Genomic DNA, 13,096 nt, shown 5'->3' on the forward strand with positions numbered 1-13,096 from the left:
AAATACCTTTACAATAACATTTTAACTATTAAAAACAACCATAATTGTGACTACAGCTATATCAAACGCCGTTTTAACTGCAGAAATAAAACATACAGGAGCTGAATTATGCTCTTTGAAAGATAATTTAAACAAAGAATATATTTGGAATGGAAATCCAGAATTTTGGGGAAAGCACTCCCCTGTTTTATTCCCAATTGTAGGCACTTTAAAAAACAATACTTATCAGTACAGCAATACTGACTACCATTTGTCCCGTCACGGTTTTGCGCGCGAAATGGAATTTGAATTGATTGATAAGCATGAAAACAGCGTTACTTTTTCATTAGCCGCTACTCCGGAAACCAAAGAAAAATATCCTTTTGATTTTGATCTGCATTTAGTTTACACGCTGGAGAACAAAACATTGAAAATTGAATACAAAGTATTTAATAACGGAAAATCTAAAATGCCGTTTTCTATTGGTGCACATCCTGCATTTGATTTGCCTAATGATTTTAAAAATTACTCTTTAGCATTCGAAAAAGAAGATTCTTTGAACTATTATTTATTGGAAGACGGTTTGATTTCGAATACAACAAATGAAATAGCGCTAGACAAAAATGAATTGCATTTAAATTATGATTTATTTGCAAATGATGCTTTAGTTTTTAAAAACATAATATCCAAATCGGTTACTATTTTAGAGAATTCTAAGCCGTTTTTGAAAGTAAGTTTTTCTGATTTTCCGGACTTAGGAATTTGGACACCACCAAATGCACCATTTATATGCATTGAACCATGGTTCGGTTATTCGGACACTGTAGACAAATCTGGTGCGCTTTTGGACAAAGAAGGAATTCAGGTTTTGGATGCAGATGAAAGTTTCCACGCTGCTTTCAGTATTGAGATTTTATAAAACAATTAAAAACAGAGAGTATGCTTGAAGTTAATTTTTTACCTTTTCCTGTATTAAAAACGGAGCGATTAGTATTGCGTCGGGTAATAGAAAATGATGCTGAAGCTATTTTGGCTCTGCGTTCAAACGACGAAGTTATGAAATACATTCCAAGGCCATATCTTAAAAATAAAGAAGACGCTCTGGAGCTTATTGCCATGTTTGATGACAAAATTGAAAATGGCATCGGCATCAACTGGGGAATAGCATTCCTGGACAAACCTGAAAAAATTATTGGAATCATTGGTCATTATCGGATGAAACCAGAACACTACAGAGCCGAAGTGGGCTACATGCTCTTTCCTGAATACAATGGGAAAGGAATTATTTCGGAAGCCCTGCGGAGAGTAGTTGATTATGGGTTTAAAGATATGAAGCTGCATTCTATAGAAGCTATTTTGGATCCTGAAAACACAGGTTCAGAAAAAGTTTTACTTAAAAATGGTTTTATAAAAGAAGCTCATTTAATTGAAAATGAATTTTACGAAGGGCGATTTCTAGACAGCATGATTTATTCTAAATTGAATAAATAATTTTGAATATGGGAATCAAAAAAGCGCACACAGATGATCATAAGATTTTGACAGAAATAACAAAAAAGTCAAAAGCAAATTGGGGATATTCTGAAGAGCAGATTTTGAAATGGAATAATAACCTGACCATTTCCAAAGATTATATTGAAAATAATTCTGTTTATAAATTAGTAAATGGCAATGAAATTATCGGTTACTATTCATACATCATCAAAGAACAAAATAATGTGCTTCTTGACAACTTATTTATTTTGCCGGAATATATTGGAAAAGGCTTCGGAAAATATTTAATGAATGATTTTTTGGATCGAATGAAAAATGAAAAATTCGAAAAAATAACATTAGATTCGGAACCAAATGCTGAAAGGTTTTATCTGAAATTTGGATTCAAAAAAATTGGAGAGTTCGAAACCTCAATAAAAAACAGGTTTATGCCAATTATGGAAATGAGTCTTTAAATAGTAAAAATCACTTGTTATTCAACACTAAATCTTTATTATGAAAACTAATGCCCTAGCTCAGATGGAAACGGCATCCTGTTGTCCCGGGGTTCGGGACAAGAGATATAGTGAACAGCTGGATTAAGCTTCTAATTATCTGGATTGTATTTTTGGAAGTGTTTTAATATACAGATCTTCGACTTGTTTTCTTGCCCAATCTGTTTTTCGCAAAAAGGTAAGGCTTGATTTTATGCTTGGATTTTCGTTGAACGATTTTATTTTAATCAGTTCTCCCAAGGTGTCAAAACCATAATATTCTACTAATGTCTCCACTATTTTTTGAAGTGTAACGCCGTGAAGCGGATCTTTTGACTGATGTTTTTCCATGATGCAAATTTATGGCATTTTCCCAAAAACAATTGTACTTTCATTAATTAGTTGCTAAATTTGCCCTACTATGCAAAAAACTGTCAACATACTCAATAAAAGAGCCCGTTTCGATTATGAAATTCTGGAAACCTATACTGCCGGAATTGTTTTGGGCGGAACCGAAATAAAATCCATTCGATTAGGAAAAGCTAATATTACCGAAAGTTTCTGTGAATTTAGCGGCACGGAACTTTTTGCCATTAATACTTATATAGAAGAGTATAGTTTTGGGAACCAATTCAATCACAAAGCGCGCAGTGAGCGCAAACTGCTTTTGAATAAAAGAGAGCTTAAAGGATTGGCCCGAAGCGTACAGGCCAAAGGTCTGACAATAGTGCCTTTGAAATTATTTACTAATGAAAAAGGTCTGGCCAAATTACAGATCGGGCTTTGCCGTGGTAAAAAAACATATGATAAGAGAGAATCTTTGAAAGAGCAGGATACCAAAAGAGATTTAGACAGAATCAAAAAGGCTTATTAAATAAAAATCTCGTGGAATTTTGTTTTTTTTAAATGTTATTATATCAAAAAATAACTGCTCTTAATTTTATTAAAATAAACATAACTGTTGATGAAATAATGGAAGCCAGTGCAAAGCAAATGAGAGCGGATGGTTACATTGCTCCAAAAGAAAAAAATGACAGATAGTTTATTCTGAAAAAATAAAAAAACCATCTCAAACTGATTTGAGATGGTTTTTTACTTTTTATGAAGTATAAACATTTTGATTGGTATTATCGTGATCCTTATCAAAATTAATTACATAGTCCTTTATATTTTGGACTACCTTGGGAATCAGTACACCGATTACCACAACTTCAACAAACGTAATTCCTGATTTATTATCTAAATCAACGCATTTTTGTAAAATTCTCTTCATAAATTCTGTAGGTTTTAATGATAAATAAAAATGAATCTTATGGATTTATTTTTATTACATCAGAAAATTGAATTTCAAGTTCTTTTTTTAAAATCCAATTAACGGTTATTTGTTTTTGTTTTTTGGGGCTTTTAAATCACTGTTTACAAATGATTTGTAATACTAAGTAAATACATTTTTTAATAAAACAACAATTTAATCGATGAAATACACTTTTTTCATTATTTTTAAAGCATAATCTTACCAAAAATGCAAAGCACGCATAATTAGCTACTTATGGTTTTAAAAATTTATAGGATTTTTTTTAGGGGATAACACACTCTTTTTGTAATACACTAAGAATAAAGGAAGAGCAAAAAAAGAATAAAAAACTAAAACATTTCTGAGGATTGTAACAAAAAATAACTTATAGGCTATATGCATTTCCATTTAAAATTTGAAACGGAATCATTCAATCCTGCTTTTAAATTGTAATGCCACCATTCTGAATCAAACGAATTGAAATGCTCCTTAATCATAATTTTCTTGAGCAGGTTTCTGTTGTTTCTGATTTCTTTTGAAAAGCCGGAAAAATCATGGCTGGCTTCTTTACCGAAAAAATCAAAAGAAGTTCCCATATCTAATTCCTTCCCATCAAAATCCACCAGTGTTATATCTACAGCTCCTCCTCTGTTATGAATTGAACCCTTTGCCGGATTTGCAACATATTCAGGATTTGGAACAATCGCCCACATCTTTTTTTGAATATCCAGCGGACGGTAACAATCAAATAATTTAATTTTAAAACCTTTCTTCATGAATCTTTCATTGGCCAGAATTAATGCTTTTACAGTTCTGTAACGCAGATAACATTCGGCACAATCATAAACTTTAGATTTCAAAAAATTATCGTCTGCTGCATATTTCATATCATAAACAAAATCCTTGCTGAAATCTTTCAAATTAACAAAAGCAGTATCACTGATTTCCGCTGCCGTAGGTGTATTCGAAAGAGTAGTCTGAGAAATACAATTCAATTGGATTAAAAGAAAAAAGGAAAACAAGAAAGGTCTGAAAGAAAATGTCATATCTGATAAATTTTCATAAAAATAAGAAAATTAAAAATGCAGTAAAAAAGTATTTAAAACAAGAAACCAAACAAAAAAATTCCTCAAGACAAAAGCCTTGAGGAATTTTGATTAAACATTTAATATTTTTTTTCAAAATAAAGATAACTAGTACTGCTGCTTAGATTACGCATCCGTATCTGCGAATTATTAAACTCAAACAGCTTCCAGGTTTTATTGAGCTCGCCTAATAATTTTGAATTGAAGTTTATTTTTAATTCACACACGCCATTTAGTGTTTTGCATTCCCATTGACCTGTTTCTGAAATACCATCTTTGACAGCGACAACCGATTTATCAGTTTTAAAAGTAAATAAGTATCCGTTATAAGAAGATGTTTTTTCAGAATCAGCAAAAAAATATGGAATTTCCCAAGAACCTTTTGTTATCGTTTCTGTAAAATCGAGTGACACAATGTTGTTTTCAGGACAGTAATCGATAGCATATTTAATAGCATTTTCAAAATCTAAATTATTTGTAATCAATTTTGACTGATTATTATAATCTACTACAGAAATTGGATATTTTAACGAAATATACTCACTGCTATTCATGTTTTTTATGAAATTAAAAAACGCCTGATCACTTATAATCGACACAGAACTTGCAATTTGACTGGAACTGTTATAGATATTAATTGTTATAGGATAATTAATATTCAGCCCATTAATTTTAGATAAAAGATCAGGATAAAGATTCCAATAATCAATTAAAGTATTAAAATCAGCTTGAGTGGGAATTAATTTTTCAATGTAATTATAGTAAACCATTGTCACTGGAAAATCTATTTTTACAATATCAGCATCATACGAATTTGCATTAATATTATCAGATACTTTTTGATAGTCATCAATAGTGTTGACAGCAATTTTCACATCATTAACGGTAACTGTATAGGGTAGTTTTATAGTACAGTAATTGGAATTATCGATTATATTATCCTGCACCGTTTTGACCATTGCAACCCTTTGCAGATAAGTAGTTAGAGGAGATACATTGGTAACTGTTCCCTGCATATCATAATCCTGTTCATTTATTTCGCTTTGACAAGACAATAATAACAGAAATAGTATTAATGATAAATATTTTTTTAAAGTAAACATATTTATATTTTTACAAAGGTAATAAAATTTAAAACTGTTTTTAATAAATTCGGCTTCAATGGTTTTGGATGCATTCTTTACATTTCAAATTATTTCAGAAAAAATAACATTTGATTACTATAAAACAATCATCTTTACTTTTACCCTACGTAAACTAAAAACAAATACTTTTACACCGCACAAATTGAAAATATAAATGCCAGATAAAAACCAATCAAACACTTGTGACGAAATAATTTTTTCGTCTTTTTTCAAAAGTCATATAAAAGCTGTTCGAAATTTTCTGTTTTACAAATTTGGCAATACAGACCAAGCAGAAGATTTAGCACAGGAAGCTTTTTTAAAACTTTGGCAGAACTGTGCTTCAGTACCGCTGGAAAAAGCAAAATCTTATGTTTATACAATTGCAAATAACAGCAGTCTTAATCAGATTGCACATCAAAAAGTTGTCTTGCGATATGAAAAAAACTTCACAGGTTTAGACAAAACAAATGAAAATCCAGAATATATTCTAGAAGAAAAACAATTTCAGATCAAACTTTTGAAAGCTATAGAAAACTTAAACGAAAAACAGCGTATTGCTTTTTTGATGCATAGAATTGACGGAAAAAAATACAGCGAGATTGCTTCCGATTTAAATATTAGCGTAAAGGCTGTTGAAAAACGCATCCACTTAGCTTTGTTAAGCTTACGCAAAGAAATTGATATATTAAAGTAGGGTAAATTAAGCCCAAATTGTTTTAATCAAATAATACCAGTACAATGGAAAAAGATCAGTTATTAGCCAAATGGCTCAACAATGATTTATCTGAGGATGAGTTAGCTGTATTTAAAGCTAGTCCCGATTTCGAAAAATACCAAAAAATAAAAAATTATACAGAGCATTTAGAAGTTGGCGATCTGGATGAAAACAGCATGCTGTCAAATATTCTTAAGCAGAAAAAAGCAGCACCAAAAGCAGTTCCTTTATATAAAAAATGGATGTTTCGCGCAGCCGCAGTCTTTGTTATTGCGCTTGGAATTACCTTTGTTCTGAAATTTTTAGTACCTCAAACGGAGACGGCAGGTTTTGGCCAGAAAACGACTTTTTCATTACCTGATAATTCTGAAGTAGTTTTAAATTCCGGTTCTGAAATAAACTATAAAAAATGGAACTGGAACAACAGCAGACATCTTGAACTAAAGGGAGAGGCTTATTTCAGGGTATCCAAAGGAAAACGCTTTGAAGTACAGACTTCATTGGGAAAAGTAACGGTTTTAGGAACTCAGTTTAACGTTAAAGCCAGAAAAAACAGGTTTGATGTAACATGTTATGAAGGACGCGTTAAAGTAAATTATGCCGATACTCAAATTCTATTAACACATGGACAAAGCGTTAGTTTTGAAAACGGTAAACAGGTTAAAATGAAAATTAATTCATTGAAACCAGAATGGATGGACAATCAAATATGTTTTTATAAGGAGAATCTCAGAACTCTATTGGACGAAGTCGAGAGGCAGTACAACATTACGATCGAACTAAATAACAAAGACACATTGTCTATATTTACTGGTAAATTGCCCGCTAAAGATCTAAATACAGCATTGCATATCATTAACACAACCTATAATTTGAAGGTTCAAAAAGTCTCAAAAAATAAAATAATTATTGACGGAAAATAAATGTTCCTCCCCAAACAATTTCATTTTTTGTTTTTTATATTTTTTCTTGCCTTGAATCTTTTTTCTCAAGACAAAGAGAAAGCCATGCCTTTTAAGAAAATAATAACCAATATAGAACAGCAGCATCAAGTTGTATTTAATTATACGGAAGATAATGTTACCGGACTGCAGTTAATTCCACCCGGGAAATCACTTTCTTTAGATCAAAAACTGCAGTATCTTTCAAGAAATACTAATTTATCATTTGAGCTTATTAAACGAAAATTCATTAATATTTATAAAAAAGAAAGTCGGCCTCAGATAATCTGTGGCTATGTTTTTTCTGATATTGATAAAAAACCTATTGAAAATGCCAATGTTCGTTTAAACAGCGGTACACAAATTACAACAGATTCTGAGGGTTATTTTGAATTTGAGAAAGGTCCTAAAAATATTTTTTCGATTAGTCATATTGGGTTTGTAACCAAAAAAATCATTTCTGAAAATTTAGATTCTAAAGATTGTCTAAAAATAGTATTAGAATCTGAAATTACAGAACTGGAAGAAATTAAAACTAACGCTATTCTTGCTTCTGGAATTTCCAAAAACAGTGATGGCTCTTTTGAAATTAAACCAAAAAAGTTTGGTATTCTGCCAGGACTTATCGAACCTGATGCCTTGCAGACTATGCAGCAGATTCCGGGAGTAAACAGTATAGATGAAAGTGTGTCCAGCATCAATGTACGCGGAGGTACACACGATCAAAACTTGTTTTTATGGAATGGAATACGAATTTTCCAAACAGGGCATTTTTTTGGCTTAATATCTGTTTTTAATCCTAATCTGGCGCACACTATTTCTATCTATAAAAACGGGAGTTCTGCTTTTTATGGTGAAAGCGTTTCCAGTGTAGTTGCCATTTCTTCAACTCCTGAAACAGCAGAAAAAAATAGTTTTAGTGCAGGAATCAACATGATTAATGCTGATATTTATGCCAAATACAACCTTTCAAAAAAGAGTTATATTGAAATTTCTGCACGAAAGTCAATAACTGATTATCTGGAAACACCAACATATAAAGAGTATTTCAATAAAGTATTTCAAAACACGACAATCACTGATTTTTCTAAAAATCAGAACATTAATTATCAAAGTGACAAAGAATTTGATTTCTACGATGCGACCTTCAAATATGCTCAAAAAATAGGACACAAAGATCTAATGATTGTTGATTTAATAACAATAAAAGATAATCTCAAGGTTTTTCAAAGTGCATCTGTAAACAACACAAACAAATCAGAAACTAATATTCTGCGCCAGCAGAATTATGGAGGAAATCTGTCATGGAAGAGAAACTGGAACAGCTTCAACACAACTAAAATCAACATTTACAATTCTGCTTATGAACTTTTGGGAGACCAGAAAACGACGAATGAAAACCAGACAGTTACCCAGGAAAACACGGTTGGTAATAATGGAATTAATTTAGAAAACAATCATACCCTCAATTCTAAACTTAGTATTAATACTGGTTATCAGTTCAATGAAATTGGCATTACAAATTTAGAGCAGGTAAACATTCCGAGTTTTTACCGCAAAATTAAAGACGTTTTAAGAACCCATACTCTGATATTAGAAGGTAAATATAATGATACGCTTTCCCGAATAATATTAAATGCAGGAGTGCGGCTGAACTACATTGATAAGTTCAAAAAGTACATTCCTGAACCCCGCCTGCGGTTTAACTATGGATTCAGCAAAAATCTGAATTTAGAACTATTAGCAGAATTAAAAAGCCAAAATTCCCAACAGATTATTGACCTTCAGAAGGATTATTTTGGTATTGAAAAAAGACGCTGGATTGTCTCCAATAATACAACAGTCCCTATACAAAGAAGCAGACAATTATCTTTAAATTTATTCTATAAAAAGAATGACTGGCTGCTTGATGTAGAAAATTTCTATAAAAAAGTAATTGGAATTACAAGTTCAAGCCAGGGATTTCAAAACCAATTAGAGTTTGTGAGAACAACTGGTGATTATGAAATAGTGGGTACAGAAATCCTCATTCAAAAAAAGATGAATCACTTTCTGACCTGGCTGAATTACACTTACAACAACAATAATTACAATTTTGCCGATTATGAATACCCAAGTTTCCCGAACAATTTCGAGCTGACACATACGGTATCATGGGCAGGAATCTTTGAAAAAAACAATTTTAAAATTGCATTGGGAACAAAATGGTCATCTGGAAGACCAAAAACATCTCCTGACTTCTCTAGAATCGATCTTTCAAACCCTGTATTGATTTATAATAAACCAAACAATACAAATTTGACCATTTTTTCGCAGGTTAATTTTTCTACAACTTACAAATGGAAAACTGCAAACGGAATTCAATATAAAGCAGGAATATCCATCCTGAACATTCTGAATAGAAAAAATGAAATCAGCGAAAATTATCGAATAAGTTCTCTGTCAAATTCTATTGAGGAAGTCGAAACATTTTCTCTGCAAAGAACTCCAAACCTGAGTTTTAGGATTTCTTTTTAATCCAAAAAACTTTAGATAGTAAAAACCTCAATATTTCTTTCAGCTTTTTTTTCTAAAAAATACATTTTTTTGGTAGGGTAATCCGTATCAATACTGTTTTATTATTGGATTCCATTAACAGGAATATATAAATGAAAAAAATAGTACTAAATCAGCAAGAACTGACTTCAGATTTTTTTGGTAAAAAACAGTGCCAAAATGTTTCAACTATAAAATCGCTTAACACAAATTAAAAGATTCAGTATTTGAAATCTAACGGAAATTGTTCTTCATGAAATTAAAGCTTAAAAAATGAAAAGAAAAAGAATAGCATATGTAATTGCAGGAGCGCTTTTAGTGGCTGCAGGGGGCATTTATTTTTATTACGGATTTCTCTTTAAGGAAGCCAGAAGTATAGAATCAGAAATGCCGGAACGCAGTATAGCTGCAACAAAATTAATTGCTGATTATACCGCTGACCCACAAAAAGCAGATTCTTTATACCTAAACAAAACTATCGAAATAACTGGTTTGGCTACAAAAAAAACAGATTCGGCAGTAGTTCTTGAAAATAGTGTTTTTTGTGTTTTTAATAAGGAAATCAAAAATAAGCCAATCAGCAAAAACTTGACCGTAAAGGGCAAATGCATTGGTTATGATGAACTTTTTGAAGAAGTAAAACTAGATCAATGCACCATTAATAAATAATAAAAACAAACAATTTATGAAGAAATTTTTAATTCCAATATGCCTTTTATTGGCTACTATGGCTTATTCTCAAGATGATCTTTTAAAAAGCCTTGATTCTACTCAGGTTGAGGACAGTCATTCTACAGCAACATTTAAAGCCTTACAGCTTGTTACACTGCAGACAACAAAAATGCCCGCCAAGAAAGAATTTTATTTTGTTGTCTCTCACCGATTTGGAACTGTAAAAGATGGCTTGAACAGTTTCTTTGGACTTGATAATGCAACCACAAAACTGGGCGGTATATACGGAGTTACAGATTGGCTTTCTGTCAGTCTTTCTAGACATACCTTAAATAAAATGTATGAAACAGGACTTAAATACAGACTGGCCAGACAAGATGCTAATTTTCCAGTTGATATTGTCGGGTACAGTGTAGCAGATATAAATACTTATCTGGAAGAAGATCAATATCCAGGGCTGGAATTCAAACACAGGCTTACTTCTGTGCAGCAGTTACTGATTTCAAGAAAAATCAGCAAAAAGCTTTCATTAGAAATTATTCCTTCATTTGTACATAAAAATCTTTACAATCCCGATATCGAAAACGACAATCAGTTTTCTTTTGGCGGAGGCGGACGCTATAAATTAACAAAAAGGCTATCTCTGAATTTAGAATACATGCACAATTTTGACAAGCCAAATTTTTATGAAAACCCACTGTCTGTAGGACTTGATGTCGAAACCGGCGGACATGTTTTTCAGCTCATCTTTACCAATTCACAGTCCATGAGCGAGAGCGGATACCTCACTAATGCAGCTGGCGAATGGAACAAAGGAGACTTCTTTTTTGGATTTAACTTATACAGAGTATTTTAACAACTATAAATAACTAATTATGAAAAAAGCAATTGCACTTACATTTTTACTGGCTGCGCTTACGAGCTGCAGTAATTCTGACACTTATGATGATATCTCAACGACGCCAACAACACCAACAACACCAGATCCTGGGACACCAACGACCACAATTACTTATACTCAAAATATAAAATCAATTATTGATGCTAATTGTATAAGCTGTCATTCAAGCACAGGAGCAGCATCTTTCAGGCCTTTAACAACTTATGCCGGAGTTAAAGCAGCTGTTCAAAGTGCTGGTCTATTAAGCAGAATTCAGCTGCAGAACGGTCAGCAGGGACTTATGCCTCAAGGCGGAAGAATGTCTCAGACAAATATTGATTTAATTTTAAAATGGAATACCGACGGACTTAAAGAGAATTAATTATTATGAAAAAATCATTTATCAATTTCTTTGCATTACTGCTGATTATTGCTGTAAATACAGACATATCTGCACAAAAAGTGATAACAAAAACCGGCAGTATAAAATTTCAGGCATCTGTGCCTTCGTATGAAGAAGTTGCTGCAGAAAATAAAAGCGTGTCAGCCGTTTTAGAACAATCCACTGGAGATTTTGCTGCTTTAGTCTTGATAAAAGGTTTTCGTTTCAAAGTTGCTTTAATGGAGGAACATTTTAATGAAAATTATATGGAATCTGAAAAATTTTCTAAGGCCACGCTAAAAGGAAAAATTGAAGATTTTGATACCTCAAAAATAACAGCCAGCTCTAAATTTTTTACTTTAAATGGAGATTTGACAATTCATGGTAAAACAAAAACTGTTTCTGTACCTGTAAAAGTTTCCAAATCTCCGAACGGGCTTATTGTAAACGGCACGTTTGAAGTAAAGCCTGAAGATTTTGATATTGAAATACCAAGCGTAGTCAGTAAAAAAATCGCTGACAAAATAAAAATTACTTACAATTTTACATTGCTTAAATAAGTATCACCAAATAAATTAAGCATCTGGTGAAATCACAATTACCAATAAATTCTAACTGGCTAAAACATTTTAATTATTTGAAGAGCTAAACATTACTATTTCCTTTTTGAGGTCAGTTTTTAATTAGACTGACCTCTTTTTATTAACCTTAATAAATATAAAATGGTCTAATGGTCTGCAAAAATTACGTTGTTACAGGAGAAGACGTAAATGATGTTATGGTAATGGAAAATACTGTATTTCTTTTCTATACACTTCGATTATATATCTTTTTTATTTAATAACGGATTTTCGAAAGTAAAACTTAATACTATGCATTTAGGACTGCAATCAGAAAATCACATTTTGATTCACCATAAAAATCTGATGTTTACCGAACATTTTTTAGTCGAAATGAAATTATTACTGGTTCATTGATTATAAAATCAGCATTAAAAGCTCCTTTTTCAACTCAAAAGACGAATGCTGCGCAGAAGTTTCCAATGAAATAAAACTGATTCTGCATCATTTTAATCCGAAATCATGAATTAAAAGAGCTCTTATGTTTTTTTTAAGCAGTAACAAATTTAAATCCTCAATTTCGTTAGTTTTCGAAAATAAAAGAATTAAAAAAGGCATAAAAACAAGAAAACCCGCTAAATAGCGGGCTTCTATGTGAACGCAGAAGTAATAAATTCGAACCTTTTACTTGAAGATTTGAAAATATTAGTGGAATCTTTTGAAAGTTTTTAATGATTTAAAGCTAATAAAATAAAACAATTTTTAAATTACAAAAAATCAAAATTTAATTAATTCTCATTTTAAATTTTGGTTTGAGCTGACATAAACTAAAGCAAGTTATTTTCAAACAAAATTAGCTTTTATAAATTTCAGTATACATTTTATCACTAATCTTTAAAACTTGAACTCAATTAATAAAACACCGATAATGGTTAGTTTTAACTGTATCGTTTGTTATT

The 13,096-nt window shown here is 31.5% G+C and carries 15 protein-coding genes; 11 read left to right on the plus strand and 4 right to left on the minus strand.

Annotation, left to right across the window (positions count from 1 at the left end; translation table 11 throughout):
• Window positions 1-46: 46 nt before the first annotated feature.
• From IRZ80_RS08930 to IRZ80_RS08940, 3 genes are read left to right on the plus strand one after another with little or no spacing between them, the layout of a single operon-like run.
• Window positions 47-898 (plus strand): aldose 1-epimerase family protein, encoded by an 852-nt coding sequence (locus IRZ80_RS08930; RefSeq protein WP_194641218.1) that lies wholly within the window; start codon window positions 47-49, stop codon window positions 896-898.
• Between the two features lie 20 nt (window positions 899-918).
• Window positions 919-1,470: a GNAT family N-acetyltransferase gene (locus tag IRZ80_RS08935; RefSeq protein ID WP_194641219.1), complete on the plus strand. Its 552-nt coding sequence runs from the start codon at window positions 919-921 to the stop codon at window positions 1,468-1,470.
• A gap of 8 nt (window positions 1,471-1,478) precedes the next feature.
• Complete coding sequence (locus IRZ80_RS08940; RefSeq protein ID WP_194641220.1) at window positions 1,479-1,928, plus strand: GNAT family N-acetyltransferase; 450 nt, start codon at window positions 1,479-1,481, stop codon at window positions 1,926-1,928.
• A gap of 135 nt (window positions 1,929-2,063) precedes the next feature.
• Here the strand turns inward: IRZ80_RS08940 and IRZ80_RS08945 are convergent, their stop codons facing one another.
• Complete coding sequence (locus tag IRZ80_RS08945) at window positions 2,064-2,297, minus strand: VF530 family DNA-binding protein (protein ID WP_194641221.1); 234 nt, start codon at window positions 2,295-2,297, stop codon at window positions 2,064-2,066.
• A 70-nt stretch (window positions 2,298-2,367) separates the two neighbouring features.
• On the opposite strand from IRZ80_RS08945, the gene smpB reads away from it, so the two are divergent.
• A complete protein-coding gene (smpB, locus tag IRZ80_RS08950) occupies window positions 2,368-2,820 on the plus strand; it encodes an SsrA-binding protein SmpB (RefSeq protein WP_194641222.1) in 453 nt (150 codons plus the stop codon).
• A 225-nt stretch (window positions 2,821-3,045) separates the two neighbouring features.
• Here the strand turns inward: smpB and IRZ80_RS08955 are convergent, their stop codons facing one another.
• The 3 genes from IRZ80_RS08955 to IRZ80_RS08965 form a co-directional block, all read right to left on the minus strand.
• On the minus strand, window positions 3,046-3,219 hold the full coding sequence (locus IRZ80_RS08955; RefSeq protein WP_194641223.1) for a hypothetical protein: 174 nt from the start codon (window positions 3,217-3,219) through the stop codon (window positions 3,046-3,048).
• Window positions 3,220-3,632: 413 nt separating this feature from the next.
• Window positions 3,633-4,286, minus strand: coding sequence for a M15 family metallopeptidase (locus IRZ80_RS08960; RefSeq protein ID WP_194641224.1), 654 nt, complete (start codon window positions 4,284-4,286; stop codon window positions 3,633-3,635).
• Window positions 4,287-4,405: 119 nt separating this feature from the next.
• On the minus strand, window positions 4,406-5,428 hold the full coding sequence (locus tag IRZ80_RS08965) for a hypothetical protein (RefSeq protein WP_194641225.1): 1,023 nt from the start codon (window positions 5,426-5,428) through the stop codon (window positions 4,406-4,408).
• A 196-nt stretch (window positions 5,429-5,624) separates the two neighbouring features.
• Here IRZ80_RS08965 and IRZ80_RS08970 point away from each other — a divergent pair, with 196 nt between their 5' ends.
• The 7 genes from IRZ80_RS08970 to IRZ80_RS09000 all read left to right on the plus strand — a co-directional run bounded on the left by IRZ80_RS08970 (window position 5,625) and on the right by IRZ80_RS09000 (window position 12,137).
• Window positions 5,625-6,146 carry an RNA polymerase sigma factor gene (locus tag IRZ80_RS08970; RefSeq protein ID WP_194641226.1) on the plus strand — a complete coding sequence of 174 codons (522 nt, stop codon included), beginning with the start codon at window positions 5,625-5,627 and terminating at the stop codon, window positions 6,144-6,146.
• A 44-nt stretch (window positions 6,147-6,190) separates the two neighbouring features.
• The gene (locus IRZ80_RS08975) at window positions 6,191-7,090 is read left to right on the plus strand and encodes a FecR family protein (RefSeq protein ID WP_194641227.1); all 900 of its coding nucleotides are present in this window, start codon (window positions 6,191-6,193) and stop codon (window positions 7,088-7,090) included.
• 27 nt (window positions 7,091-7,117) lie between these two features.
• Window positions 7,118-9,625 carry a TonB-dependent receptor gene (locus tag IRZ80_RS08980; protein WP_228520851.1) on the plus strand — a complete coding sequence of 836 codons (2,508 nt, stop codon included), beginning with the start codon at window positions 7,118-7,120 and terminating at the stop codon, window positions 9,623-9,625.
• Window positions 9,626-9,916: 291 nt separating this feature from the next.
• Entirely contained in the window at window positions 9,917-10,312 is a 396-nt protein-coding gene (locus tag IRZ80_RS08985) for an OB-fold protein (protein ID WP_194641229.1), read from the plus strand.
• Window positions 10,313-10,328: 16 nt separating this feature from the next.
• On the plus strand, window positions 10,329-11,171 hold the full coding sequence (locus IRZ80_RS08990) for a DUF5777 family beta-barrel protein (protein ID WP_194641230.1): 843 nt from the start codon (window positions 10,329-10,331) through the stop codon (window positions 11,169-11,171).
• A gap of 19 nt (window positions 11,172-11,190) precedes the next feature.
• Window positions 11,191-11,577, plus strand: a complete 387-nt coding sequence (locus tag IRZ80_RS08995; protein ID WP_194641231.1) for a c-type cytochrome — start codon at window positions 11,191-11,193, stop codon at window positions 11,575-11,577.
• 5 nt (window positions 11,578-11,582) lie between these two features.
• Window positions 11,583-12,137, plus strand: coding sequence for a YceI family protein (locus tag IRZ80_RS09000; RefSeq protein ID WP_194641232.1), 555 nt, complete (start codon window positions 11,583-11,585; stop codon window positions 12,135-12,137).
• The last annotated feature ends 959 nt before the right edge of the window (window positions 12,138-13,096 follow it).

Origin of the sequence: Flavobacterium sp. HJJ, assembly GCF_015351475.1 — a bacterium.
Taxonomy (GTDB): Bacteria; Bacteroidota; Bacteroidia; order Flavobacteriales; family Flavobacteriaceae; genus Flavobacterium; species Flavobacterium marginilacus.

What these genes read in the sequence shown, in the direction of transcription:
- IRZ80_RS08995 (WP_194641231.1), top strand. Translation starts at nt 11,191, where the DNA reads ATGAAAAAAGCAATTGCACTTACATTTTTACTGGCTGCGCTTACGAGC.
- IRZ80_RS08935 (WP_194641219.1), top strand. Translation starts at nt 919, where the DNA reads ATGCTTGAAGTTAATTTTTTACCTTTTCCTGTATTAAAAACGGAGCGA.
- IRZ80_RS08940 (WP_194641220.1), top strand. Translation starts at nt 1,479, where the DNA reads ATGGGAATCAAAAAAGCGCACACAGATGATCATAAGATTTTGACAGAA.
- IRZ80_RS08970 (WP_194641226.1), top strand. Translation starts at nt 5,625, where the DNA reads ATGCCAGATAAAAACCAATCAAACACTTGTGACGAAATAATTTTTTCG.
- IRZ80_RS09000 (WP_194641232.1), top strand. Translation starts at nt 11,583, where the DNA reads ATGAAAAAATCATTTATCAATTTCTTTGCATTACTGCTGATTATTGCT.
- IRZ80_RS08990 (WP_194641230.1), top strand. Translation starts at nt 10,329, where the DNA reads ATGAAGAAATTTTTAATTCCAATATGCCTTTTATTGGCTACTATGGCT.
- IRZ80_RS08965 (WP_194641225.1), bottom strand. Translation starts at nt 5,428, where the DNA reads ATGTTTACTTTAAAAAAATATTTATCATTAATACTATTTCTGTTATTA.
- IRZ80_RS08945 (WP_194641221.1), bottom strand. Translation starts at nt 2,297, where the DNA reads ATGGAAAAACATCAGTCAAAAGATCCGCTTCACGGCGTTACACTTCAA.
- IRZ80_RS08960 (WP_194641224.1), bottom strand. Translation starts at nt 4,286, where the DNA reads ATGACATTTTCTTTCAGACCTTTCTTGTTTTCCTTTTTTCTTTTAATC.
- IRZ80_RS08985 (WP_194641229.1), top strand. Translation starts at nt 9,917, where the DNA reads ATGAAAAGAAAAAGAATAGCATATGTAATTGCAGGAGCGCTTTTAGTG.
- smpB (WP_194641222.1), top strand. Translation starts at nt 2,368, where the DNA reads ATGCAAAAAACTGTCAACATACTCAATAAAAGAGCCCGTTTCGATTAT.
- IRZ80_RS08955 (WP_194641223.1), bottom strand. Translation starts at nt 3,219, where the DNA reads ATGAAGAGAATTTTACAAAAATGCGTTGATTTAGATAATAAATCAGGA.
- IRZ80_RS08975 (WP_194641227.1), top strand. Translation starts at nt 6,191, where the DNA reads ATGGAAAAAGATCAGTTATTAGCCAAATGGCTCAACAATGATTTATCT.